General features: G+C 30.5%; 25 protein-coding genes and 2 CRISPR repeat arrays. Of the genes, 14 read left to right on the forward strand and 11 right to left on the reverse strand.

The window, feature by feature from the left end; all coding sequences use genetic code 11:
* Window positions 1-72 precede the first annotated feature (72 nt).
* Window positions 73-954: a LysR family transcriptional regulator gene (locus C1I91_RS18495; protein WP_338032560.1), complete on the reverse strand. Its 882-nt coding sequence runs from the start codon at window positions 952-954 to the stop codon at window positions 73-75.
* A 195-nt stretch (window positions 955-1,149) separates the two neighbouring features.
* Here C1I91_RS18495 and C1I91_RS28595 point away from each other — a divergent pair, with 195 nt between their 5' ends.
* The 5 genes from C1I91_RS28595 (at window position 1,150) to C1I91_RS18515 (ending at window position 6,106) form a co-directional block, all read left to right on the forward strand.
* Complete coding sequence (locus tag C1I91_RS28595; protein WP_205694231.1) at window positions 1,150-1,680, forward strand: transposase family protein; 531 nt, start codon at window positions 1,150-1,152, stop codon at window positions 1,678-1,680.
* Between the two features lie 53 nt (window positions 1,681-1,733).
* Window positions 1,734-2,528, forward strand: coding sequence for a transposase (locus tag C1I91_RS28600; protein WP_205694232.1), 795 nt, complete (start codon window positions 1,734-1,736; stop codon window positions 2,526-2,528).
* 470 nt (window positions 2,529-2,998) lie between these two features.
* Window positions 2,999-3,877 carry a tetratricopeptide repeat protein gene (locus C1I91_RS18505; RefSeq protein WP_128214208.1) on the forward strand — a complete coding sequence of 293 codons (879 nt, stop codon included), beginning with the start codon at window positions 2,999-3,001 and terminating at the stop codon, window positions 3,875-3,877.
* Window positions 3,878-3,917: 40 nt separating this feature from the next.
* On the forward strand, window positions 3,918-4,799 hold the full coding sequence (locus C1I91_RS18510) for a tetratricopeptide repeat protein (RefSeq protein WP_128214209.1): 882 nt from the start codon (window positions 3,918-3,920) through the stop codon (window positions 4,797-4,799).
* Between the two features lie 29 nt (window positions 4,800-4,828).
* Complete coding sequence (locus C1I91_RS18515) at window positions 4,829-6,106, forward strand: AAA family ATPase (RefSeq protein WP_128214210.1); 1,278 nt, start codon at window positions 4,829-4,831, stop codon at window positions 6,104-6,106.
* Window positions 6,107-6,956: 850 nt separating this feature from the next.
* On the opposite strand, the gene C1I91_RS28300 is transcribed toward C1I91_RS18515, so the two are convergent.
* Window positions 6,957-7,097: a hypothetical protein gene (locus tag C1I91_RS28300; protein WP_164880582.1), complete on the reverse strand. Its 141-nt coding sequence runs from the start codon at window positions 7,095-7,097 to the stop codon at window positions 6,957-6,959.
* A gap of 189 nt (window positions 7,098-7,286) precedes the next feature.
* Window positions 7,287-10,199: a CRISPR direct-repeat array (repeat unit 30 nt; unit sequence ATTTAAATACATCCCATGTTAAGGTTAATC).
* A gap of 137 nt (window positions 10,200-10,336) precedes the next feature.
* On the opposite strand from C1I91_RS28300, the gene C1I91_RS18520 reads away from it, so the two are divergent.
* From C1I91_RS18520 to C1I91_RS18540, 7 genes are read left to right on the forward strand one after another with little or no spacing between them, the layout of a single operon-like run.
* Window positions 10,337-10,999 (forward strand): helix-turn-helix domain-containing protein, encoded by a 663-nt coding sequence (locus tag C1I91_RS18520; RefSeq protein ID WP_128214211.1) that lies wholly within the window; start codon window positions 10,337-10,339, stop codon window positions 10,997-10,999.
* Window positions 10,996-11,337 (forward strand): transposase, encoded by a 342-nt coding sequence (locus tag C1I91_RS18525; protein WP_128214212.1) that lies wholly within the window; start codon window positions 10,996-10,998, stop codon window positions 11,335-11,337. Before C1I91_RS18520 ends, C1I91_RS18525 begins: the two co-directional genes overlap by 4 nt.
* Window positions 11,338-11,363: 26 nt before the next feature.
* A complete protein-coding gene (locus C1I91_RS18530) occupies window positions 11,364-11,801 on the forward strand; it encodes a hypothetical protein (RefSeq protein WP_128214213.1) in 438 nt (145 codons plus the stop codon).
* A gap of 2 nt (window positions 11,802-11,803) precedes the next feature.
* Window positions 11,804-12,028, forward strand: coding sequence for a P-loop NTPase family protein (locus C1I91_RS29070; protein ID WP_238475828.1), 225 nt, complete (start codon window positions 11,804-11,806; stop codon window positions 12,026-12,028).
* Between the two features lie 37 nt (window positions 12,029-12,065).
* Window positions 12,066-12,437, forward strand: a complete 372-nt coding sequence (locus C1I91_RS29075) for an ATP-binding protein (protein ID WP_338032623.1) — start codon at window positions 12,066-12,068, stop codon at window positions 12,435-12,437.
* Window positions 12,346-12,552, forward strand: coding sequence for an ATP-binding protein (locus tag C1I91_RS29430; protein WP_275051670.1), 207 nt, complete (start codon window positions 12,346-12,348; stop codon window positions 12,550-12,552). The genes C1I91_RS29075 and C1I91_RS29430 overlap by 92 nt, the downstream gene beginning before the upstream one ends.
* 17 nt (window positions 12,553-12,569) lie before the next feature.
* Window positions 12,570-13,016 (forward strand): hypothetical protein, encoded by a 447-nt coding sequence (locus tag C1I91_RS18540; protein ID WP_128214214.1) that lies wholly within the window; start codon window positions 12,570-12,572, stop codon window positions 13,014-13,016.
* Window positions 13,017-13,082: 66 nt separating this feature from the next.
* Window positions 13,083-13,954: direct repeats of the CRISPR family, unit length 30 nt; unit sequence ATTTAAATACATCCCATGTTAAGGTTAATC.
* 177 nt (window positions 13,955-14,131) lie between these two features.
* On the opposite strand, the gene cas2 is transcribed toward C1I91_RS18540, so the two are convergent.
* From cas2 to C1I91_RS28305, 9 genes are all read right to left on the reverse strand, one after another.
* Entirely contained in the window at window positions 14,132-14,422 is a 291-nt protein-coding gene (gene cas2 / locus C1I91_RS18545; protein WP_128214215.1) for a CRISPR-associated endonuclease Cas2, read from the reverse strand.
* The gene (gene cas1b / locus C1I91_RS18550) at window positions 14,422-15,420 is read right to left on the reverse strand and encodes a type I-B CRISPR-associated endonuclease Cas1b (RefSeq protein WP_128214216.1); all 999 of its coding nucleotides are present in this window, start codon (window positions 15,418-15,420) and stop codon (window positions 14,422-14,424) included. The genes cas2 and cas1b overlap by 1 nt, the downstream gene beginning before the upstream one ends.
* Before the next feature lie 9 nt (window positions 15,421-15,429).
* Window positions 15,430-15,924 (reverse strand): CRISPR-associated protein Cas4, encoded by a 495-nt coding sequence (cas4, locus tag C1I91_RS18555; protein ID WP_128214217.1) that lies wholly within the window; start codon window positions 15,922-15,924, stop codon window positions 15,430-15,432.
* Window positions 15,924-18,479, reverse strand: a complete 2,556-nt coding sequence (cas3, locus tag C1I91_RS18560; RefSeq protein WP_128214218.1) for a CRISPR-associated helicase Cas3' — start codon at window positions 18,477-18,479, stop codon at window positions 15,924-15,926. Before cas3 ends, cas4 begins: the two co-directional genes overlap by 1 nt.
* A gap of 43 nt (window positions 18,480-18,522) precedes the next feature.
* On the reverse strand, window positions 18,523-19,266 hold the full coding sequence (cas5b, locus tag C1I91_RS18565; protein ID WP_128214219.1) for a type I-B CRISPR-associated protein Cas5b: 744 nt from the start codon (window positions 19,264-19,266) through the stop codon (window positions 18,523-18,525).
* A 3-nt stretch (window positions 19,267-19,269) separates the two neighbouring features.
* Window positions 19,270-20,220: a type I CRISPR-associated protein Cas7 gene (locus C1I91_RS18570; protein WP_128214220.1), complete on the reverse strand. Its 951-nt coding sequence runs from the start codon at window positions 20,218-20,220 to the stop codon at window positions 19,270-19,272.
* Window positions 20,213-21,973: a type I-B CRISPR-associated protein Cas8b/Csh1 gene (gene cas8b, locus C1I91_RS18575; RefSeq protein WP_128214221.1), complete on the reverse strand. Its 1,761-nt coding sequence runs from the start codon at window positions 21,971-21,973 to the stop codon at window positions 20,213-20,215. Before cas8b ends, C1I91_RS18570 begins: the two co-directional genes overlap by 8 nt.
* A gap of 14 nt (window positions 21,974-21,987) precedes the next feature.
* Window positions 21,988-22,680: a CRISPR-associated endoribonuclease Cas6 gene (gene cas6 / locus C1I91_RS18580; protein ID WP_128214222.1), complete on the reverse strand. Its 693-nt coding sequence runs from the start codon at window positions 22,678-22,680 to the stop codon at window positions 21,988-21,990.
* Window positions 22,681-22,926: 246 nt separating this feature from the next.
* Entirely contained in the window at window positions 22,927-23,064 is a 138-nt protein-coding gene (locus C1I91_RS28305; RefSeq protein ID WP_164880583.1) for a hypothetical protein, read from the reverse strand.
* Between the two features lie 979 nt (window positions 23,065-24,043).
* Between C1I91_RS28305 and C1I91_RS29080 the strand changes: the two genes are divergently transcribed.
* Window positions 24,044-24,406: a hypothetical protein gene (locus tag C1I91_RS29080; RefSeq protein WP_238475829.1), complete on the forward strand. Its 363-nt coding sequence runs from the start codon at window positions 24,044-24,046 to the stop codon at window positions 24,404-24,406.
* A gap of 74 nt (window positions 24,407-24,480) precedes the next feature.
* Window positions 24,481-24,735: a hypothetical protein gene (locus C1I91_RS29085; protein ID WP_238475830.1), complete on the forward strand. Its 255-nt coding sequence runs from the start codon at window positions 24,481-24,483 to the stop codon at window positions 24,733-24,735.
* The last annotated feature ends 587 nt before the right edge of the window (window positions 24,736-25,322 follow it).

Genomic DNA, 25,322 nt, shown 5'->3' on the forward strand with positions numbered 1-25,322 from the left:
TTACCAAACAATCGTAACATAGAAGGTGATATAAATATAATTGGTATTACTTATCCATGATATAAGCTGTACTTATGACATTAACAAATCCAATAGCCTTTTCCCTGATGGTGAAATAGGAACTTTATCCTGAGTTATAATACATATACTTCTCTTTGGAATAGGTTTCTTTAAATTAATCTCAAACACACTTCCCTTTTCAATTAGCTCCTCAGCAAAGTTCTGTACAACACAGCCTATACCTAAGCTTCTTCTAGTAAACTCCACTATTAGATCACTATTAGCAAGCTCAAACTCAATATTAAGAGTAGCTTTTTCCCCTGCTAAGAAATCATCAACATATTTCCTGGTGCTTGTTCCATTTTCTAAACAGATTATAGGATAGTTCTCAAGCTCTTTAAGCTCTATGCTCCTATTCTTTAACTCTTTAAAGCTATCATTGGCAATGAATATATCCCTAATATTACTTACCGAAGTTATCTTTACCCCTTCATATTCCTTTACCGGCTGGCTTACCACTCCAAAATCTATCTTTCCTTGTCTTAAGTACTCCAAAGTCTCTGGCGTAGGAAGATTAGTCACCTTAACCTTAACTTTTGGATAAAGTTTATGAAACTCTTCAAGAAAAGGCAGCAGATAGTATTGTAAGGTCATATCACTAGCCCCTATTCTTATCTCACCTGCTTCAAGGGTTAAAAGTTCTTTAAACTTGCTCTCACCAAGAGCCATAAACTCATAGCCTCTTGATATATATGTATATAAAACCTCTCCCTCTGGAGTAAGCCTCACTCCCTTGGAAGTTCTATAAAACAAATTCCCTCCAAGAGTATTCTCTAGCTGCTTTATCACTTGACTAACAGCAGGCTGAGTAATATAAAGCTCCTCTGCTGCACGAGTTATACTCTTAAGCTTTGCCACATAGTAAAATATCTTGTAATACTCAAAGTTAATCATGATATAACCACACCTTATTTCACTGATTTATCATATAAGATATAGTTATAATATATTACTAAAATCTTCATCAGTAAATAGTACAGCATTAAGGAGTAAATATATTTCGAGTTAAAAACACCCAAAAATGTAATAAAATATGGTATAATATAATAAGGGAAAGTGCCTAATTTACTACGTTTGCGGGGATGAAATATGGATAAAATGACAAGAAAACAAAAGAGAAAAAAAGAGAATGAAATAAATTATTTCGGAGAATTTTCGAAAATTAAAAACCACTTTTTTAAAGATCTAAATAAAAAATTAGCAATTGTAAAAGACAAAAGAAATCAGAATTATGTTACTTATACACCAGAAATAATACTATTTACGGTAATAATGAAAAATGTTTCAGGCATAGTAAGCATGAACAAAATGACAAAAGATTTTAATAATGACGCCGTAATAGAAAATATTGCAGCGTCATTAGGATATGATTCTTTAGAAGAAATACCACATTATGATACAATTAATAACTTTCTAAAAGAGTTAGAAGTAAGTGAATTAGAAAAAATTAGAGACTACATGATAAGAGAACTTTTCAGAAAAAGATCATTAGAGAAATATAGATTGATGGATAAATACTGGTGTATTGCCATTGATGGTTCACAACTATATTCTTTTAACGAAAGGCATTGTGATCACTGTTTAAAAAAGAATATAAAAATAAAGAAACTGGAGAAGTAGAAAAAACTGTATACTATCATACGGTTTTAGAAGCAAAGTTAGTCTTAGGAGATATGGTATTTAGTATATTAACTGAATTTGTTGAAAATGAGGACGAGAGCGTCAGCAAACAGGATTGTGAAATAAATGCAGCTAAAAGGCTAATGAAAAAATTAAAATACAAGTTTAGAAAGCTAAATATCTGTCTTCTAGGGGATAGTCTTTATGCTTGTGAACCGATTTATGAATTATGTGATGAGTATAATTGGGAATTTATCTTTAGATTTAAAGAAGGAAGAGCCAAAACTCTCTGGGAAGAAATTCAGGTTATAAAAAGCTTTGAAAACAACGAAATTACTTCTACATTGGCTTTTGAAAAACAAGAGTTTAGTTGGGATGCAACTTATATTAATGAAGTCTCATATAAACATAGATTTATTAATACCGTAGATTTTACTGAGACAATTTTTAAGAAATCTAAAGATAAAGACAGCCGTGAAAAAACGACCAAAAACTTTGTTTTTGTTACGAATATACAGATTACCAAAAGAAATGCGTTCAAAATTGTATCTGCTGGTAGAAGTAGGTGGAAAATTGAAAATGAAGGCTTTAATAACCAGAAGAATATAAGATATGACATAGAGCATGCTTGTTGTTTAAATTATCAAGCTATGAAAAACCACTATTTATTAATACAGATATCAGACATATTAAGACAACTGTTAGAAAAAGGTAGCGTAGCAATAAGAGAATTAAAAGTTGGTATAAAAGAAATATCTTCAAGAATATTAGAATCTTTTCGACGAGAACCTCTAATATCTGAAGATATATCACGATTAAATCAACATATAAAAATACGCGACCTATAACAATATAATTTTAACAAAGGTGATGATAAAAAGAAAGACTATGGAACAAAAAAATAGAAAAAATTTTATTGGTTGCAAAGCAACCTAAGATATTATTTTTAAAATTATCGGAATAAAGATATTTTCTTAATTTTCTGAAAAAGAAAAAATCAATTTAAGAAGATTTTCTAAACATAAATTAATTTAATCGTTGATACTGTAAATAGTATTAAATTCTTTTATGTGTTTCCTTTTTCTGTTATTATATAGTTGTGAAATTACAATTACCATTTATCTTATTGGCTATGATCAACACAGTACTTTAACAGCACCGTCTTATTTGATTATATGGTAACTTATAGGTATCCTTTACGAAAACTTAATTTATACATGTTCGATAATACCGGTTTCTGGGGATTATCGGGCATGCATAAATTAGTAGTTGAAGTTGGTTCCCTATATAGCGTATCAATTATGAAAGGCTGTTTTTAATGTTAACAGATGATACAAAACTTAAAAACCAAGTTGATATCTATATATCAATGAGGAAATATAATCAGGCAATTGATGTATTAAAAGAAATGTTATCAAACAACCCAAACAATTGCAGATATTTATACTTAATGGGTTTCTGCCATCACATGATAGACAAAGATGAAGCTGCTCTTATGTATTGCTATGAAAGCTTAAAAAACGATTCTACTGGAGACAGTCATTATTTATTAGGTATAATATACAAAAAATTATCAGAACTAGACAAATCTAAAGAGCATTATCTTGAATGCCTTAGAATAAATCCTCTTGAAGCATCTGCCTTATCTTCTTTAGCTTTAATTATGCTTGAAGCTGGCAATAAAAAAGAAGCACTGAAGTATTTAAAAAAAGCAGAGGAAATTGATCCGCTTGATATAACTGTATTGCGCGATATATTTGAATTCCATACTACAAGAAAAAATAAGAAATATCAGAAAGAGGCCTTACAGAAATTCTTAGAAAACTCCCAAAACGAATTTGATAAATTGGTGGCCCTAGGAGTGTATAATTTATCAAATAACAGATTTTTAAAAGCAAGAGATTATTTTAGGCAAGCTTATGTACTAAATCCAACTGATAAAACTATGCTAGGTTTTCTTGAAAAGTCCTCCAGGCCTTCACAATGGTTATTGATACCACTTATACCACTAGCAAAAACTAAAAGACCAGGTATCGTACTTCTGATGGGGTTAGTTGCATTGATGATAATCGCCAACACACCTATTATTAAAGGAGCATTTACTATACTTTATTATTCATATATTAGCTATATTGTATATATTGCATTCGTAGGGTTACTATTAGATTTCATTGAAAAACACATACGTAAAAAATAGTTTTTTGTTATGAATTATATAGAAAGGTCGCTAATACAAAATGGAAAATGAAAATTTTAAAAAATCTTTATATGAAGTGGAAACCTATATAAATATGGGCAGATATGATCAGGCCGTAAATAAATTAGAGCCTCTGATCTCCCTGGACCCTAATAACGGTAGGATGCTATATTATTTGGCCCTCTGCTATTATAATCTTGATATAGATGAAGAAGCTATAGAACTTTGCCAGCAAAGTCTAAGTAATGGCTTCTCTGCTGAAGACTGCCATTTTCTCTTAGGATGTATATATAGAGAATTGGCTAAATATAAAGAAGCAGCAGAACACTATAGCGAGTGTCTTCGAATTAACCCTAAAAATGCTAGAGCATTATCCTCCTATGGAACGGTGATGCTTAAAACTGGTAATGATAAAAAAGCTCTACAGCTTATCAGTGAAGCCTTGCAGATAGCTCCCTCAGATGATATAGTACTTCGCCATATGTTTGTTTACAATATGAGCAAAGGAAGAAAAAGACATCAACTCAACTCTTTACAAAAGTATCTTAATAGTGAAAATAATGAGGTTAGCAAGCTTACCCATATCGGAGTATTTAATATGCACAATAAAAATTACCCTTTAGCAAGAGAAAACTTTAGACAAGCTTTCCTGCTTGATCCTACGAATCCAAACGTATTAAGATTGCTTGAAGAAATGGACATACTAACAAATTGGTTCTTTCTACCTCATAGATTAATTCAAAAAGCTGGAGGAGCTGTCGTAGTTTATTTAGGATTTGTTATAATTTTCATACTAACTATGAATATAAAAGGTGCAACCATACACTGGATACTGATTATAACATATCTAACCTTTGTACTCTACACTTACCTTTCGCTATTTGTATATAGGCTCATTAAGAAATCAAAAAGAAAAGCTTAGTAGTTAGAAATATTTATAGGAGGCGCACAATGGATAAAATTGAACTTTTAAGAGGATTAGTAAAAGAAAATCCTCAAAGCAGCAATGCCTGGTATCTGCTTGGATCAGAGTATTCAGAAGTTGGCAATTATAGTGAAGCACTTAAAGCATTTTCAGAAGCCTTAAAATATTGCGACGATAAAACTAAAGGTATGGTAATAAATGAACTTACTAAACTTTCCAATGCAGAGAATCTTAACAAACTTCAGCCTGAAGCTTCCACGAAGGTTAATAGTGATGAAACTTTTGAAACTAAACCTTCCGCTCAAAACATTGCTGATAATATAGAAGAAAGCAATGAAACTGAAAATATAGCTTCAGAGGAAGAATATAATAATGTAATTCCACTTAGAGTAATTGAAGGCGGAAAGAACTATGCAGTTTTAGATGAAAAAGAAGAAAATATAAAGGTTACCTTCAATGATGTTGGTGGGCTGGATGATTTAAAAGAAACTATTAAGATGAAAATAATAAAGCCTTTCGTAAGCCCTGGCCTATTCGATAGGTTTAAGAAAAAGGTAGGAGGAGGAATATTGCTTTTCGGCCCTCCAGGCTGCGGTAAAACTTTTATGGCCAAAGCAACTGCTGGAGAATGTAACGCAAACTTCATACCAGTGCATATTACCGATATACTAAATCCCTACCTTGGCCAAAGCGCTCTTAATGTTAAGGATATTTTTGAAACTGCTAGAGCTAAGAAACCTTGCGTTATGTTCTTTGATGAAATAGACACCATAGGCTTCAACAGGTCCAAACTTTCTTCAGAACATATGAGACCTGTAATAGATCAGCTGCTAACTGAGATTGAAGGTATAGACTCTAGTACTCAGAAGCTCTTAATTATTGGAGCTACCAATATGCCTTGGGATGTGGACTCTGCCTTCAAACGTCCTGGCCGTTTTGATAAAACAGTTTTTGTACCACCACCAGATCAAAAAGCCCGCGAAGCTATTTTCAAGCTAAAACTAAAAGATAGACCTATGGAAATTATAGACTATATCACCTTATCCAAATTAACCCCACTATATTCTGGCGCAGATATTGAAAACGTAGTTGAGGTTGCCACAGAGAACGTAATAGAAGAAATCATGAGAACTGGCATAGAACGGCCTATAGGTATGAATGACTTAAATACAGCCATCCAAATGACAAAGCCTTCAACATTAGAATGGCTAAGAACCATAAAGAACTACATTAAATACTCCAATCAGTCAGGGCTTTACGATGAAGTAGATAAATTTATTAATGCTAACAAGAAGCTTTTATAGGTATCCTTCACGAAAACTTAATTTATGCATGTTCGGTAATTCCGGATTCTGGGGATCATTGGGCACGTATAAATTAATAGTTAAAGTTGGATACCTATAGAAGCTATCTTTACGATAAGTAAATATATTGAAAACTACAAGCTAATTACCTGCTATAAAAAATCGCTAAAGCTTTATTATCGATTTTTTTGCGAATTATCATTTCTTGTATATGAGTAAGATCTGGCAAGAAACGTATTTTTTCGCTGTTTGCTCCAAATAACTGTTCTAAGCTCTTGCAATTACTAGATTTAGCTAGCAAAAAATTTCACACTTTTCTTAAACTTAAGTCTCTGTTAAACTACTGTGTTGAAATTAAGTGGTCAGTCATCCGATACTTAGACGAGCTTGCGCAAAGAATTAATATGATTTTGTCATATTCCATGGCTAAAACTGTAAACTCACTACGTTCGAACAGTACAGTTTTACTCTTTATTTAGTCATTCACTCTTTATAAATCTTATGTATCTTAATCTTAAGTACATTAAGAATGCTATTCAAATAAAGAGTAAAGAGAGAGAATATGTCGCCTTCCAGAATTTCTTCACATACGTTCAGAAAAGGCAGATGCGCAAAAAAATCACTAATGAAGAGCAATTAGCGATTTTTTAAGGCCATTCCATCTGAAAAAATCATTTAATTCTAATTGCTCGCTCATATAGCATCTCCTTCATGACCACTTAATTTAAACAATATTATTAAACATAGTCAAACTTAAAAGTAAAAAGAGTATGTATAGATTTGGTCAAAACAAATCCATACATGCTCTTTTTATTTATAATCAACTTGAATGAACATAAATCTAAATTAGCTATCTGTTGTTCTTCTTATTTGCTTCATAATTATTTAAACCAGAATAAAACCTTGTTCCTGGATTAGGCATATCTGCAAACGCTTTCCCTCCAACTATCGATAATGCCACAATTGATATAAATACTAACAAAATATCCATAATCTTCACCTCCTAAATATAATCTTATAATACGCTTCCATTTTAATACTTTCAATACATTATATTGATTTAGTTTCAAATCATTGCTTATAAAAAATATGTATTCTAAGAAATACTCTTCTCTACTTAAAAACATCTTATGCTAAGTTTAGTCCTTAAATTAATGTCCGAAGTTTTAAATGTAAATATATTTAAGTACATCCCATGTTAAGGTTAATCAATGGTGATGAACAAATAGAAGGTTTTGATACTGATTTAAATACATCCCATGTTAAGGTTAATCTAGTATTTCGTGGGGTGCTTCTGGTCCTTCTATTGCATTTAAATACATCCCATGTTAAGGTTAATCTGATATAGCAGCAGATGGACAGGATTGGTGGACTGGATTTAAATACATCCCATGTTAAGGTTAATCCTATACTGCCATCCGCTCCAATGATTCCAAATAATTTAAATTCATCCCATGTTAAGGTTAATCCATAGCTAATCAGTTTACAATTTGCGATTTTGCTCATTTAAATACATCCCATGTTAAGGTTAATCTTTTCATAAATGGAGTGTATAATATAATGAGGGGGGAATTTAAATACATCCCATGTTAAGGTTAATCTAAATTTTCTTCAATGAAGAATACTCCATTAGTTATTTAAATACATCCCATGTTAAGGTTAATCAAAGACATTTGAGTTATAAATGTATGCCTAATGATAATTTAAATACATCCCATGTTAAGGTTAATCGTAATAATTTTGGCTGATAAAACTTTTAAAGTTATATTTAAATACATCCCATGTTAAGGTTAATCAAAGAACACCATCTCTTATTTTACCTAATACATCATTTAAATACATCCCATGTTAAGGTTAATCATAAAGCAAAATAATAGTGCTGCTTGGTTATCTACATTTAAATACATCCCATGTTAAGGTTAATCCGATCATGGCTATAACGATTGGATTTTAAATGAATCATTTAAATACATCCCATGTTAAGGTTAATCTAGTATTTCGTGGGGTGCTTCTGGTCCTTCTATTGCATTTAAATACATCCCATGTTAAGGTTAATCGTATCGATGTAGGCAGTTATGGAGTAAAGGAGTATATATTTAAATACATCCCATGTTAAGGTTAATCCTAAAGCAGATAGACCTAAACTAAATCAATTATTATTTAAATACATCCCATGTTAAGGTTAATCTAATCATCCAGAAGAATGGTACAGAGATTATATTCCATTTAAATACATCCCATGTTAAGGTTAATCAATGCAAGGTCTATTAAATAGGCGTAATGAAGAGTGATTTAAATACATCCCATGTTAAGGTTAATCCACAATCTCTCAACCTTTTAGCACGAGATTTCTTATTTAAATACATCCCATGTTAAGGTTAATCTGAATTGCCAGAAAGGAAATTGATATGAAAGAAATATTTAAATACATCCCATGTTAAGGTTAATCTACCATGCTTTATGAAAGGCTTATTGCCTGGCATTTCATTTAAATACATCCCATGTTAAGGTTAATCCAAGAAATGGCTTGGAATGGTTAGGAGGTGGAATAATTTAAATACATCCCATGTTAAGGTTAATCTAAGCTAGGAAATGGAATACAGGATATAGATATAACCTATTTAAATACATCCCATGTTAAGGTTAATCTATTAAATTTACTATCAAGTTTTCTGTACCTTTAGTATTTAAATACATCCCATGTTAAGGTTAATCAAGAAACTATTAATTAATAATAATTATTTGAACCATATTTAAATACATCCCATGTTAAGGTTAATCTTTTCAAACTAAAGTAGAAAACATTAAGTCCAACGGATTTAAATACATCCCATGTTAAGGTTAATCAAAACTTGATGTCTTCTAACAAATAATCTAGCTTCTATTTAAATACATCCCATGTTAAGGTTAATCACAAATGATTTTGGCGAGCAACATGCATATCCTAATTTAAATACATCCCATGTTAAGGTTAATCTATTTTTAATTACAAAGTAGCTTACTTGATAACCTATTTAAATACATCCCATGTTAAGGTTAATCTCCAAATTCTTTTATTGCATCCAATAGAGTTAATCATTTAAATACATCCCATGTTAAGGTTAATCTTTAATACATATAAGAAACTTTTTTAAAAAACTATATTTAAATACATCCCATGTTAAGGTTAATCTAGAGCTGGACATATTAAGAGTATATTTGAAGTGTGATTTAAATACATCCCATGTTAAGGTTAATCAATCATTATTTAATATTATTTCATATTTATTATTTTATTTAAATACATCCCATGTTAAGGTTAATCTTACAGATTATGCAGATAAAGAAGCTGTTTATACATTTAAATACATCCCATGTTAAGGTTAATCCTATAGTTATCGTCCATTTTATAAGGCAAATACAAGATTTAAATACATCCCATGTTAAGGTTAATCGAAACTGGTAGGTTAGAACATTGGCGTCAATTAGTATTTAAATACATCCCATGTTAAGGTTAATCATTTAAACTATATTATAACTGTAAATGACAATTGTTAATTTAAATACATCCCATGTTAAGGTTAATCCAACATATACATACAAGAAATATCTAATATAATACTATTTAAATACATCCCATGTTAAGGTTAATCTCGTACATATACAATATTTGAAAAGCACAACGAGTAATTTAAATACATCCCATGTTAAGGTTAATCAATGGCTTAACCATGCCATTAGTAGGCGTTTTCTTAATTTAAATACATCCCATGTTAAGGTTAATCACAGTTGGCGAACTTATCGAATACTTACAAAGTTTATTTAAATACATCCCATGTTAAGGTTAATCCTATAGTTATCGTCCATTTTATAAGGCAAATACAAGATTTAAATACATCCCATGTTAAGGTTAATCGAAACTGGTAGGTTAGAACATTGGCGTCAATTAGTATTTAAATACATCCCATGTTAAGGTTAATCATTTAAACTATATTATAACTGTAAATGACAATTGTTAATTTAAATACATCCCATGTTAAGGTTAATCCAACATATACATACAAGAAATATCTAATATAATACTATTTAAATACATCCCATGTTAAGGTTAATCTCGTACATATACAATATTTGAAAAGCACAACGAGTATTGATTTATACTTAAAACTGACCCACATTTTGCAAGTAAACTTGACCCACCAAAGTTAATAAATTATCCTAATCTTTTAGAAGAGATTAGGAGGAACAAAGGTGAAAGATGTGAAAGATTGGATAACAATAAAAAGGATGTATGAGAGAGGCGTTCCAATACGACAAATTGCTAAAGAGTTAAAAGTTTCAAGAAATACTGTTAAGAGGTTAATAAAATTAGATGAAGAACCTAAATACAAAAAGCGTAAATATTCAACTAAAATTGATCATTTTCATGAAGATATTAAAAGGTGGTATTTGGAACCAGAGTATAACTTTATAGGGACTAGGATATTTAGAGAACTTAAACAATTAGGTTATAACGGTAGTATATCTCCTTTATATAGATATTTAAATAGCCTAAAAGAAGAAAAAAGGAGTCTTCCACTTAAGGCAACAAAGCGTATCGAAACGCCGTTGGGAGATCAAGCTCAATTTGATTGGGCTGAATATTTAATGTGGGTTGGAGGAGAAAAAATTAAAGTCTACTGCTATTCATTAATTCTTGCAGCGTCTAGAAAGAAAGCTATTATATTTGCAAAGTCTTGCGACGGCGAAGCCATTTACGAATCTATACATTTATTATTTAAAAGAATTGGTGGTGTTACTAAAGAGTTATTAATAGATAATCCTAAGGCTTTGGTTGTATCAAATCATCCAGAAGAAGAAGTCAATTTCAATATTAACGCCTTGAGATTAGCTCATCACTTAGAATTTCATTGAATGCCTGTAATCCCTACAGACCAAGAACGAAAGGTAAGATTGAAAAGCCTTTTCAGTACATAGAAGAACAGTTTGTTAAAGGTAATAAATTTGACTCTATGACTCACCTCAATAAAGCTGCTGAAGCATTTATAGAGGATTCTAACAATCTAAAACATGGTACAACTTTACGTATCACTAATGAATATTTTACAGAAGAAATACCTTATTTAGCTCCTGTTAAAGACAAGCCTTTTATAATAACTGATTTGAAAGAAAGAAAAGTAAGTTTAGATTCATTTATATCCGTTGACGCTGTAAAATACAGCGTGCCGATTGAGTATGTTGGAAAAAAGTAGTTTTTAGAATAACCTTAGGCTATAAATTGGAAGTTTATAACTCAGCCTTAGATATAATTGCAACTCACGAAATCATTACGCAAAAAGGTAAGATGGTTACAGTAGATGATCATTACGGAGCGTTAAATAATATTGCTCCAAAATCTATTCCTGAAATTGTTAGGCAATTCGAAAGTACCTTCCCTAGTGGAAGTCTATTCTATAAAAACTGCATTGCTCACCTAAATCAACCTAGTTACCACTTGCGTAAAATAATTAAGCTTAAGGAACTTTATGATAACGATTCTTTAGAGTCGCTTCTTCGCTATTGTATTGAGGAGAATATATATAACATAAATGATATAAAGAATATTTTAAAGACTAAATATTTAGATATAGTAAAGGGTATTTCTGCAAAGGACGAGCTTTTGACGCTTAGTGAAACTAGCCGTGAATTATCTTACTACGAGGAGGGTCAATTTTAGGTATGAAAAGTACTATTAACACATCACCAGACCATATCGCTAGGCTTTTAAAACAATTTAAATTGATTGACATCCAAACAAATTATGAAAGCGAAATAGCATACGCTATCGAAAATAATATTGGACATAGAGAATTTTTAGTGAGACTTCTAGAAATAGAGGCGGAAGGTAAAAGAGAAAGAAATGTTGAAAAAAATATAAAAGCAGCCAAGGTTCGAAGGAATTAAAACTTTAGATGGATTTGATTTTTCTTTTCCTGAGAAAATAAACGAATCAAAAATTAGAGATTTAGAAACTCTTTCCTTTATTGAAAATAAAGAGAACGTAATATTAATAGGTCCTCCTGGTGTTGGTAAAAGTCATATTGGGATAAGTCTTGGGGTATTAGCTTGTAAGAAAGGGTTTAAAGTTCTTTTTACAACTGCACAAGAATTCATAGATAAGCTTTATAAAAGTTATATGAATGGCACTCTAGATTCTACATTCAAAGCAATTAGAAAGATAGAAGTTTTAATAATTGATGAGTTGGGGCATTTCCAGATGGATAAAGAAAAAGAGAGCATATTTTTTCAAATCATCCGCCAACGATACGAAAAAAGGCTCTCTAATCATAACTACCAATGTACCATTAGGTAATTGGGATAAAATCTTTTCTAGTAAACTTGCTGCAACAGCAATTCTAGATAGATTAATTCATCATTGTCACTTAATAAGTATAACAGGAGATAGCTATAGAGTAAAGGGTAAATGATAAGGAGGAACTTCCTAATGAAGAGAAAACACGATCATAGAGATTTAGATTATATGAAGTTTATAGAAATATTTAATACTGAAGGCCGCAAAAGCGCTAGGGATTATGTTAAAGAACATATTCCATTTAATTATGATTATTTTATAAAACTAGTTAAGAGATATACAGGTTATCAGTATAATAAAGAATCAAAAAAGTTTGAATTGTTAAAAGCTACTGAATCTCAATTTATGAGTATTGATGATTTATTAAATAAACCTAAGGATAATGCTACAAGTATTGTAGCATCTATCCCTAAGGCTATATACTACAAGGATCCACTCGATGAATTGAATTTAGATCTTCTTCAAGATAGATTAATAGAGCTATCGAAATATATAAAAATCAAATCAAGTACCAAGTCTATTGAAATAAACCTTATTCGCCTACGCGAAGGCGGGTACGACATAGAATTAATAAGCTAATAGTAGTGGGTCAATTTTGTGTGAGAAAGTGGGTCAAAAGTACTTGACAATCTACAACAACGAGTAATTTAAATACATCCCATGTTAAGGTTAATCAATGGCTTAACCATGCCATTAGTAGGCGTTTTCTTAATTTAAATACATCCCATGTTAAGGTTAATCTAAAAAAAAGATAGCATATAGCTATCTTACTTGATTTAAATACATCCCATGTTAAGGTTAATCATCCTATTAAGTATTTTAGTGATAAGTGTTTGATATTTAAATACATCCCATGTTAAGGTTAATCAAACACCTTGAACCCAAGCATACTTAGCAGTAAATAATTTAAATACATCCCATGTTAAGGTTAATCAATTTAGGAGTACCGATTAAATCAATAGACTATGTATTTAAATACATCCCATGTTAAGGTTAATCTCTTTAGTTGTTTTTCTATTTCTCTTTGGTGTGCATTTAAATACATCCCATGTTAAGGTTAATCTTTATGCTTGGTCTCTTTTTTAGTTTTAGCTGTGGGATTTAAATACATCCCATGTTAAGGTTAATCTAGACAATCTTATTTTAGAGAATAAGCTAGGAAATTTAAATACATCCCATGTTAAGGTTAATCTACGAAAATCCAGAGCTTTTAGAAGGTGTTAATTAATTTAAATACATCCCATGTTAAGGTTAATCAAAAGTATAAGGAGAATATTGAAAGGGCAAGGAGATTTAAATACATCCCATGTTAAGGTTAATCCGCTTATGTTTTGATTTTCGTGTCGTATTCTTTTAATTTAAATACATCCCATGTTAAGGTTAATCCTATAGGAGAAGTACCACGTATAAGCCATAAAACCATTTAAATACATCCCATGTTAAGGTTAATCATTTTTCCGTATCAAATGTAAGTTGCAAATCATCAAATTTAAATACATCCCATGTTAAGGTTAATCCATTGATTTTGAGCCATTCTTAAAAGTTTGGATATTATACAAAGCGCCTATATAGCTTCTTTTTATATTATTTTACCAAGTAAATTTTAATTTTACAAATATACTCGCATAATTACTTCTAACACCTGTAATAATCAGCATTATACGGCACCTTACTATTTTAATCACTTGGTAAAATTATATTATTAAATCTTCTCCAGTTGAATTTGATGACACTCCGAGAACTTCTTCACCAAAGACATTGTCGTTCATCATTTTGATTATACAAATAAAGTCTTCGTTTTTATCTATCACTTTGTTTAGGTCTTTTTTAAAGCTTATAAGTTTAGAGGGAGACATTTCACCACGAAATACAGATTTCTGGAAATGGGATAAATACTTTTTACAAACCTTAAAAACTCTCTGAACCCTCTTTTCATTTACATCGTAAAATACAAAGGCATAGTTGTAGTTATTTATCTTACTCACTACATCCCCTCCTTCAAACTAAATGGAGCAAAAGGCTTATCTTCCATTATGAACTTAATAAGCTTGTAGCAATCTAGCTTTATTGCCGTTCTATAACTTACCTTTCTCTTTAATTTTGGATGCTCAAACACAGAATCCATTCTTTCTTCAAACGCTGTTATAAACACATTTTTTCCTTCTTCATTCAATAAGCAATAGTTAACTTTTTTATCAAAATGTTTATTTACTTGCAGCTTTTTATTATTTACCAAATCAAATATTGTCTTATAGACTATAACAGGCTTGAACACTTCGCTAACATCTAAACTTAAAGAAAACCTCCCTTCTGATGGTTCATGAAGGTAACTTATCCTCTGATCTAGATGAGTTCTATATATAGCTGATATAGTTTTAGTGTAAAGCAGTGTATTACCGAAAGAAATTAGTGCATTTATAGGATTATCTGGTGGCCTTTTCACTCTCTTATTCATCATAAAGTCCTCAGGTAAAAAAACTTTAAATTCACTATAAAATCTTTGCCAAGCCTCTCCTTCAGCAGCCATGAGCTCTTTTATATTTTCGCTGCTTTCTACTCTTGTAAAAAAATCATCTTTTATCCAATCAATAGTTCCCTTAACTTCCTTTTTATTATGTTTATAGTAATGGTACAAAACCTCTCTTATATTGATACCAATTCCTTTTACAATAGCCTTGGCAATAGTAAGCCTATCATCATTAAACTTATTTACCTGCGCTACAAGTAGTCTTCCACTATTGTACTGATTCTTGGGATAAAATGTCCCGCTATAGCCTTCATAATAGTTAAAAAAATGTACAATTATGTTGTTTTGAGATAAAAAATCTAACAGCTTAGTATTTACGCTTACTTCATTTAAACAGTATATTTCTTTTGTATTTTCGATGGGAATGTATACATTCTTTCCATCCTTTCTAAAACAAAGTGAATTATCTTTCCTAGTCAACTCCCCCATAGATGTTATATATCTAGTACTTCCCATATCTTCCTCCTATATATAACAGTATTCATAATATGCACACTTCTTGCATTTTGAGCTATTCAATACTGGTGGCGTATTTTCACTTAAAATAAGCCTCTCAATCTCATTTACATAATTCTCCAATTCTTCTTCAAGCTTTTCATCTAGTTGAAAAAGTAAGATTTTCTTATCACTTTTATTTTTTTCTACAAATTCAAGTTTGCCTTTTCTATCTATTCCTTTAGTTCTTAACACTTTCAAATAATATATTAACTGCCATTTTGCAGCCTCAATATCTGCATCTGACTTTTTGACCTCTGTAAGATACTCAGAGGTCAGCTTATCTAGCTTTATATTATCTATAGAAATTTCAGTATTTTCTCGTCCTTCACTTCTTTCCTCATGGATTGCTTTACCTATCTTAACAATTTCACTGTTATCCTCAAGGTTAAGCCTATTACCATGAAGATAGCATTGCCGCTTACAGTGAAAATAGTAATTTATTAAAGTTCCATTTATCTTCACTATATAAACACACCTACCCCACTTATAAACTTTTCCTTGTTGAGTTTTCCATCTTCAAAATAATCTTCACCATTTTCAATAAAATAAAGTTCTCCCAACCTTTCATTATATATAAAGTTATCATTCTTCTTTATCTCATAAATGAAATAGTTCATTTTACTTCGAACTTCTGAAAGCTTTACTTTGTTTTCTGCATAATCCATGGAACTATTTTGTAGCAGTCTTCTATACTCTTCCCATACCTCATTGCCATTGATTATGGTTCCATCAGACCTCTCAATTACACTGCTTAAGAATACAGACATACTCCAGCTATTATCATCGATTAATTTCATTCTTTCTTCTACTTTTTTGAAATTAAATTTTTCTACAGCTTCATTGAAAAATTCTTTGATATTTGAATCACTAAAGGATTCATTATAAATTTTAATTATCGCTTCCAAAACCTTTTTGTAGTATTCACCAAAGTCTTTATTCAAAAGTACCCTCTTCATACTTTCATCGATAAGACTGAGGCTATTATTTACTCTTACATCATTTGAATATATACTCTTTGTATCATCTAAATTAAAGAAATGTACTATTCCAGTTTTAGTACAAGACCTATTAATTCTTCCTAAAAACTGTTCATCACTATCAAGCTTAGAAATATCCTTATAGCCTATATCCATATCAATATCCACTCCAGCTTCTATAACTTGAGTGGCAACTAGTATTAGTCCTCCATCGTTTTTTACTTCATCGAGGATTCTTTCTCTTTCTATGGAGTTATCGTCACCAGTCATAAGCTCAATCCTGCAAGATATGTCTTCATCAGACTTTAGTCTTCTAAAAAAACTATAAGCGCTATCCTTTTTTATAAATTCAATCAGCACTTTCTTCCCTAGAAAGCTATTTTTCTTAACATGCTCATATAAATCTTCCATTACTTCACTACTATTCATAAGCTCATAATCGACCTTTACTCTATCCCTAAAAAGTGGATTACTAAAATATTTATCTCTATTTAATATTAGATTGGTAGTGCCTTCAATAGATCCAATTAAAAGATTTAAATCAGGTAAGGTCGCAGACATTATTATAACTTTTATATTTAACAGCTTTGCAAAAGCCTTTAAAAAAGTTATTATCTCAGTCCAAATTATGTTTTTGTAGCTCTGTATTTCATCAAGAACTATTACACTATTTGCTAATTGATGAAAGGCAAAGGCTGATTCCTTGGAAGCGTTGAACATAGTTTTAAATATACTTACATGCGTGGTTAATATCATAGGATAATTTAAAAATTGCCTATTTAGCAAGGCTTTAGCATAATAATTATAGTCATCTTCTTCGTATTTTCCTTTTTTCTTAACTTCATCAAGCTTTATTGGTGAAATAGAGTTTATAACCGATATCTTATTAAATATTTCCTTGTGGTAACCAAATATTTTTTTCAGTGATTGCAAATTTTGCTCCACCAAAGTATTAAAAGGATATACATAATAGATCTTTCTCAAGTTATTATTCTGCTCCAATAGCTTAAAGCTCAAATTCATAGAAACATTACTTTTCCCACTTCCAGTAGGAGCCTCTAAAAAGAATATGTTGTTTTCTATATTCTTTTCAAGTTCTTTTTCTGCATCCAAAAACATTTCTGTTCTTAAAATGTTAATGTTTTTCTCATTTCCAAGATTCTTTTTTTCATTGTACTGCTTCTGCTCATACTGCCTTATTACCTTATAGATTCCAGTACACTTATAAATATCATAAAACTCTTCTATACCTCTTATATCTCCAAACTCTTCAAGTTCTACATCATTCATAAATTCTGTAGTTGAATAAAAATCTGCAGCAACTAATAAGGAAAATATTAATTTTTCATAGATGTAAATATATATACCATTACTATCTTCAGTATTTTTTACAAGTGATATTTTTACTAACTCACAGATTTTTTTAGCCATGTTTCTATTTATGTTTAAGTCATGATTGTAAACTGTTTTGCCATTATCTTTTAAAATTTCTATAACATTATATCCATCTTCATCCTCATCAAATAATTTTAAAAACTTATAGAAAACATCCAAATCTCCATGATGTTTTGATATTACATAAGCGTTTAAGTATAAAAAAAGTATTATTTCATTAACATCACTTTTAGGTAAGTTAGTTACTCTTTTTATGTAGTAATCTATATACAAGACTGAAGATATAATTGAATGCTTAGATCCAATTTGTGAAAACTTTTCACTACCTCTTATATTATTTTCCATATTCTTTTTTTGAAAGATGGGGTTTATTTTCCCTATATCATGAAATAATACAGTGTTTATCAAAAGTTCTCTGAAAAGTTCCTTACCTTCTTCACTTATGTCCTTTAAGCATAGCTTTTCAAAGTTTAAGAATATACTTTCCAAATTTCTCGATGTTATAATCCTTTTAAAATATTTCGCGCATAAATTTGTATGCTCCTGTAAAGTTTCCTGCTTTCCTGTTTTCTTGTGAGCATAAAAAGGTACCTTATTATTTATTAGATTGCTTAAATCTACGTTATACTCTCTCTTAAAGTACATCTGCATACTCCTCCTATTTTTTAAGGAGGGTTGCCCCTCCTCATTAATAAAACACAATATTCTTTTCTTCCACTTTATAAACCTTAATTTCTTCAGTTAAATTAGCATTCATATTTGTAAATACAAATGGCTTCAACATATACATATTATTATCTTTATCTAATCCATATGGTAGCTGCTCTTCATATTTATAGTAATCAACATAAGTAGCCTCTAAATTATAGGCATCTTCAGTTGGGATGTTAAATTCGAAGCAATCTTTTAAGCACAAGGAGTCTATTCTATCTATCTCTTGGACCTCATTGACATTATCAATAACTTTTACATTAGTAATGTTAGCATAGTGGTCATTTTTACCTAGATATGGTGCATATATTGCCTTCTTATTAATGATATACTCTGATATTTTCCTGCTTTCATCATCTTGCACTAACAAATAGATATCCCAAGAAGGATTTTCTAACCATTGTTCCTTAACTATTAGATTACCTCCTAATTCCTTTGATGCATAACCTACTGAATTATTGAAAATCTGAACTTTCTTAGGTATAAATCCTTTTGGATTATTTGGTACTATAGAAAGCTGTATATCCTTGAGTTTTTCATAAAACTCTGGATATACTCCAGACTTTTGCTGATTATATCCACCATAACCAAGTATAGCTCCAAAAATTCCAAGTAAAGCAACCTTATGAATATTACCATAGGTAAAATATAGATAGCTGTTTACCTCTGGTTTCTTAAAAAATGCAGTATTTCCATATAACGTGAATTTTAAAACTTTCATAATTTACACCTCTTTTTGTGTAAATATATTAAATTGCTTTGCTCCTTTTATTTCAGACTCAATAATAGTTGTATATGGGTTGTAGTATATTTCTACATTTTTAATTCTGTCCCCAACTGAATTAAGCAGCTCTGAGCATTTTATTGCTATAGTATTTTTGTCCTTGCCCTTAGTAAAATCTATATATTCTGAAAGATTAGGAAGGTATAAGTTCTCCTCTGTTTCTACAAATAATGCGAACTCATTCTCGCAACCAACCTTTGAATTTGTTGCAAAGGAAGTTGCTGAAACTACTGCTGTTTCTTTAAACTTTATATAATCTTCTTCTGTATATCCTTCAGTTACTCCTAACTCCTTATATTCCTTATAAGTTAATGGATTTATGGTAAATGGATAAAAATAATGGGCTTCATTACTAACTATTTTTGTACCTAAAGTTGAATTTTTAGCTTCCTCAGAGTCTGGCTTTACACTGTCTTTTGACCCATCTCTAAAAGGTGATAGTATTTGCTGCTCCTCTGGATTTGTTCCATCATACTTGTTAAAACCTTGTCCTATTTGGACTGCACCAGTTATAGAAATGTTGTTTCCTTCTTCTGCAAAGGTTGCTCCGAAGTTCTTAACATCTATTGCACTAAATAGATTCTTCAATACTTCTTCTGCACTTTTGCACTTCTTAAGATCTTCAACTCCAAATATATACTCATATCTTTCTTTTAATGCTCTTGGTACTAACTGAACTTCTCCTTTTTTATCTTTAGAGAATTTCATGGATTTTATATATAGCACTTTTTCCCCATTATTTTCCCACATCTTTTTCATTGGATATTTTAAAGCTTTATCACTACCAAAGGTATCTCCGCTAGAGGTTGTCTTTGGATATCCAGTAAAGTCAGCATTCCAATTAGCCATAATTGATGAAATTCCTATAACACCATATACTCTCTTATTCATTTATATTATCCTCCTTTTTATCACTCTCATAAATTAAGCTACTATGAAGATATCCTGCCAAAATCATATCTTGATTTACTTTTGCCTCTGTCTCATAGGACACGATCATTCCATACAGATTATTGAATCTCTTTCCGTTTTTTTCTATATCGTAGTTGTATTTCTTATATAACGCCATAAGCTTTTCTTTTAAAAATTTATTTTCTTTTGCATTGATAAAAGGATTAGCAAGTGAATGAGGTTTCTTCTTTCCCTTACTCTTAGATAAAAAGAAATTTACTAATTGTCCTATTGCGAAGAAATATTCGTTATCACTCTCAATGCTCTCCGTTTCTTTTGAATTAATCTTATTCTTTAAGTTTTCTTTTAAATTTTTAATAATATCAGCCATGTTCTCTCCTCCCTCAAAGTAATTAATAAGTGACCATCTTAAATTAAATTGGTGACAGGCTTTCTTGTCCATATAACTTCCTTTTAATACAGAGTTCTTTACTAAGCTTAGGCTTACTCTTTCTAAAACTTTAGCTACCCCGCTATCGACTCCCTTATGAAACCAATTAAATAGTCCCCCTCTTGAAATCAAAAGATTATTTTTCAATGAATTATCATTAGTTCCTATGTCCTTAGACTCCGTAAAGTAATTATTCTTCAAAAAATTAGAAAATAGTATATCATCAACTAACTCTTGCATCTTAAGCCTATTACTATATCTCTTATAACCTTCAAGCCCAAGCTTATCTAAATCTGCATCTAATACATTTACTAAATTAAATTTCTTCGGAAGTTCAACCTTGTAAGAAGGTATCGAATCAAAATCATGTACTTCAACTTCTTTTCCCTTTTTTATTCTTAGAAAAATTCCTTGAAAGTCTTCTTCAGGTAAATCCCCATTTTTATACCCCTTAACTTCTTTACCAATATAGATATTCACCTTGCCAACTGCTGCAAAGTTCATTAGGTAATCAAAGAACTTCTTTTGAAGCAAAACCTCTTCATTATCAACCAAATAAGGAACCTTTGTTTTCCTGCTTTTGTTTTCAAGATAAGGTTTTTTAGCGTTTAGCCCCATATTATCATTAGGTAATCCATATATTACTTTTCCTATATTCACATTAAAGTCATTACTATTATAAATGTTTGGAATTAAATATCTTTTTCCTTCTTTAACGTAATCTTCAATAGGATATCGAAAGAATATTTTAAGATAGTCCTTTCCAGTGATATCAATTTCTAAATTGAATATATTTTCTTTAATCCAAGCACGAATTTTTTCTAGTCTTTCTATATCTACTTGTCCTATTTCATTTTCTACAGTTTCATAAAGACTTTTACCTTTGCCTTTAGAATATTTCAAGTATGGATTTGAAAGTATAGCATAATATTCATCTATTCTTTCTTCTGTCAGCTTTCTTTCCTTAGTTGCAGGATCTATTAGCAAACTTTCTTTCTTTATAAAAAATGATAAATAGTTATTGCTATGGATTATCTTTTTACCATCAATAGGTTTATTCATATCTATCAATTTACTATTATAATCAGCCTCACAAATATATTGAAAAAACTCATTACTTTTATCTACTTCTCTTGTCTTTTTATCAAGTTTTATGTTTATTGTTTCTTTTATCTCATAACTGTCACCTATAGGCTCAACCAATAAGTATGTACCATCAGATGGTATATAGCTATCTGTTATGAGCTTTTCAGTGTTCTCTTCTAGTTGATTTTTAAAGACCTCAAGGCATTCTTTTAGCAAAACACTTCACCTCCTTATAGCCATCTATAATTAACGAACCCGTAACCCCTTGGATTCATTTCTGCAATTCCAGTTCCTAAACTCATATAAGCTAAGTCTTGTGCTCTTTTATCATCAGAAATATTTATCGATATTTTGTCTCCTAAAAGCTTTATTTGTTTATAGCTTGTGGATATGGGCTTTCTATTTTTAAACTCTATTGATGTATATAATTGAAAATCCTCGTCTATCTTTTCATTTGCAATACTGTTATATTTCTTAATTAGATTCTCTTTTAACCTTCTTTCAAATTCATCCAGAGTTATTTTTCCTTTCCAGTAACCACAATCGTTTTTGATTAGCATTGGAGTTATTGAGTAAATTTTCTCAATATGCTTCTTAGGCACTATCCTTACTTCTGCCGTTAGCCCTTTAAAATTTTCATCATACTCATTCTTAAGTCTTTCTAAAAAGAACTTCGCAAGATCTTCTCCTACTGTTCTTAACGTTAAGGTATATATCTTTCCTGAATTATAGATCTTATCTTTTTCAATAGGGTACAATGAATCAAAACAATAGTTTTTAAATTTATTTTCATTATGAAATTCTAGATATTTTTCATCTTTTGCTAACCCCATATCTATGAAAGAACTAATTTTGCTCTGTATTTCTGTAAATTGTACATCTTTCAAAAGAAATAGCTTTAATTTTACTTCAAAAACCTCCATATTGCACCTCCTTTTTATATAATTTTAGAACCATTGTATTATTTTGTAAATATATAAATCATACAATAATCAACTATTTTTATCTATTTATTACACATCTCATGTTAAAGTTAATCAAAAATATTTTTTATTATTAAATTTAAATACATAATATGTTAATGTTTATTAATTTCAGTTTTTCGCTTTACTTTTATATAATCTGCTCAATAATTGACTTCCCCTACTCTCTCAGTTAATATTAAAGTTTTATTTATCTATATTTTCATAGTCCTTAACTATTGATGTTTTAAGCTTTAGTTCTTTTGATTTATTTTCTACTTTTACTGTCATCTCACCTTTATTTATTATTTTTAGCTTTAGTTCTACACTATACTGTTTGTTCATGATTAATTATCCTCCAATTGTCTACAATAATCTCTCGGAATCTTTAAGCCTTGATTTATCTGGCTTAAAGATTCCTTTTTTATTGAAATCCCCCACTTTTTTGTTAAAAGCACTTGACAAAAATATCGAAAAATGCGGCGCTACGCGCCCCTTAAATATAAGGTATATTTTTCGATTGGAGGAGATTTTTAATGTTACCTGTTTACTCTGGCGGCCATTCCGCCTATCAAAAATTTGTTGTTGAAATGCTTCGTAAATATTATCCTAATCCGGATGCTATCGCGCGTTCTACCTGGGATATCATTGATCGTTTCTGGAACCTAGACCTCTCATATACTGAAATACATCTGAAAATAAATATTCCATTTTCGGTCCGAAGCCGAGAAATCCTTCTTGTATGCATAGATCATATCTTTTATCTATTGATTTTAAAGTTACTTCAGTAACTGATTGGGTTGCACAACTTAAGATCAACCCTCTTTATGCTATATTGAGCGGATTTGAAGTAGGCGACACTCGGTGTTGGTACTTTTTATGACTTCTTTAGCCGCTTATGGGATTCTGATAATAACAATCTTTCATCTCAGTTACAACCTTTAAAAACTTCTGTAAAAAAACCTAAAAAGAAAGGTTTAAAAGCTGATCCAGTTGAAAAGACAACAGTAGAACAACTATTAAAAGAATTACAAGGAGTATCTTTTTAAGTGATGAACAACCTTATAGTTCCCTTTTTAATTTATATAAAAATGAGTTTCTTAATCTTTCTATACAAAAGGGACTGATCAATACAGAGAACTTAGCTCTTGCAGGTGATGGCACACCAGTCGCTACCTCTGCAAGAGAACGAAAACACCGTGTATGTGATTGTATTTCCAAAGGTATTACTGACTGTACTTGCGATAGATTCTTTTCTCAGCCTGACTGTGACATCGGCTGGGATTCATCAAGAGACTGTTTTTATCATGGATATGATCTCTACATGTTTGTTGCATCTGATTCTGATAGTGATCTTCCAGTATTCCCTTTGTTTGGGCCAGCCTCAAGGCATGACTCCCATGGATTTCTCCATGCGTTTTTTCGCATGAAAAGTTTACTTCATGACTTTAAAATAGACAAAATTATTCTCGACTCTGCTCATTATGCCATGCCATTTTATGAATACTTCAAGCAAGAAGGAATAACTCCGTTTATTGACTTGAATGAGAAACGTGGCATCAAAGTTAAATATAAAGATGATTTTATCATTGGTAAAGATGGTATTCCCGTCTGCAAAGCAGGCCGTAAGATGAATCGTGATGGTGTTGAAAAAAGAAACACCGTATCAAATTCCATTGTCCTCTAACAAGTAGAAAGTATGGATGTTCCTGCGAACACCCTTGTTCTGATTCCAAATACGGGAGAACGGTGCATCTGGCAATGAAAGATAATCCAAGATTGATAAACATCCCACCAAGGGATAGTAAAGAATGGAAATTAGAATATAATTCAAGAACTTCCGTAGAACGTTCTAATAAACGACAAAAAATAGACTTTCTATTAGAAAGCGGCAGACACCGCTCTACTAAGATGTGGTACTGCCGCCTCTATAACATCTTGATGCTACAACATCTCAATGCCTGGGATCTGCCTTTTGAGTCAGATCTCAAAAAATTGATTTTGCAAGCCGCTTAATCAATACATAATTATTTTAAAACATAGCGGCAGCTATGTCTATTAGTTATGCGCATTTTTATTAATATTCCACATTCTCTGTAAATCTTTGGATAATATTCACTTTTTAATGTACGCTACCCCGATAGGACTATAATAATCACTCATAATTCCGAGAGACTATTACATAATAATTTTTCAAATAAATATCTTCTCCTCAAATAGAACTTAAATTTTTATTACATTCTTTATATTTTACCCATTATATTATTTATTATTAACGAGTTTTACCATTATTAGCTAAATTATTCACTATATTATAGTTATTATTAAAAAACTTAAGTTTATCTTCTTTTAATCAACTCTATACTTTAATAATAATTTTTATAGTATCTTCTAAAATTATAAAATCATTTAATATATGGAAAGTTTGACATAAACTTTAACTATATTTTAGTTCTATACATTCTAATAAGCTGTTATAAATCCTTAATACTGCTTCGCTTAACTAATAAAACTTTTATACTTTCTATGAAAATAAAAGCTATTTTCATCATACTTTGTAGTTCCTTTAGTCCTCATGTGTAACTCCTTGTATAGTAAAAAAA

It is taken from the genome of Clostridium manihotivorum, assembly GCF_004015185.1.
GTDB classification, from domain to species: Bacteria; Bacillota; Clostridia; order Clostridiales; family Clostridiaceae; genus Clostridium_AR; species Clostridium_AR manihotivorum.

What these genes read in the sequence shown, in the direction of transcription:
- C1I91_RS18495 (WP_338032560.1), bottom strand. Translation starts at nt 954, where the DNA reads ATGATTAACTTTGAGTATTACAAGATATTTTACTATGTGGCAAAGCTT.
- C1I91_RS28595 (WP_205694231.1), top strand. Translation starts at nt 1,150, where the DNA reads ATGGATAAAATGACAAGAAAACAAAAGAGAAAAAAAGAGAATGAAATA.
- C1I91_RS28600 (WP_205694232.1), top strand. Translation starts at nt 1,734, where the DNA reads ATGGTATTTAGTATATTAACTGAATTTGTTGAAAATGAGGACGAGAGC.
- C1I91_RS18505 (WP_128214208.1), top strand. Translation starts at nt 2,999, where the DNA reads ATGTTAACAGATGATACAAAACTTAAAAACCAAGTTGATATCTATATA.
- C1I91_RS18510 (WP_128214209.1), top strand. Translation starts at nt 3,918, where the DNA reads ATGGAAAATGAAAATTTTAAAAAATCTTTATATGAAGTGGAAACCTAT.
- C1I91_RS18515 (WP_128214210.1), top strand. Translation starts at nt 4,829, where the DNA reads ATGGATAAAATTGAACTTTTAAGAGGATTAGTAAAAGAAAATCCTCAA.
- C1I91_RS28300 (WP_164880582.1), bottom strand. Translation starts at nt 7,097, where the DNA reads ATGGATATTTTGTTAGTATTTATATCAATTGTGGCATTATCGATAGTT.
- C1I91_RS29070 (WP_238475828.1), top strand. Translation starts at nt 11,804, where the DNA reads ATGAAAAGTACTATTAACACATCACCAGACCATATCGCTAGGCTTTTA.
- C1I91_RS18540 (WP_128214214.1), top strand. Translation starts at nt 12,570, where the DNA reads ATGAAGAGAAAACACGATCATAGAGATTTAGATTATATGAAGTTTATA.
- cas1b (WP_128214216.1), bottom strand. Translation starts at nt 15,420, where the DNA reads ATGGGAAGTACTAGATATATAACATCTATGGGGGAGTTGACTAGGAAA.
- cas3 (WP_128214218.1), bottom strand. Translation starts at nt 18,479, where the DNA reads ATGTACTTTAAGAGAGAGTATAACGTAGATTTAAGCAATCTAATAAAT.
- cas5b (WP_128214219.1), bottom strand. Translation starts at nt 19,266, where the DNA reads ATGAAAGTTTTAAAATTCACGTTATATGGAAATACTGCATTTTTTAAG.
- C1I91_RS18570 (WP_128214220.1), bottom strand. Translation starts at nt 20,220, where the DNA reads ATGAATAAGAGAGTATATGGTGTTATAGGAATTTCATCAATTATGGCT.
- cas6 (WP_128214222.1), bottom strand. Translation starts at nt 22,680, where the DNA reads ATGGAGGTTTTTGAAGTAAAATTAAAGCTATTTCTTTTGAAAGATGTA.
- C1I91_RS28305 (WP_164880583.1), bottom strand. Translation starts at nt 23,064, where the DNA reads ATGAACAAACAGTATAGTGTAGAACTAAAGCTAAAAATAATAAATAAA.
- C1I91_RS29080 (WP_238475829.1), top strand. Translation starts at nt 24,044, where the DNA reads ATGTTTGTTGCATCTGATTCTGATAGTGATCTTCCAGTATTCCCTTTG.
- C1I91_RS29085 (WP_238475830.1), top strand. Translation starts at nt 24,481, where the DNA reads ATGAAAGATAATCCAAGATTGATAAACATCCCACCAAGGGATAGTAAA.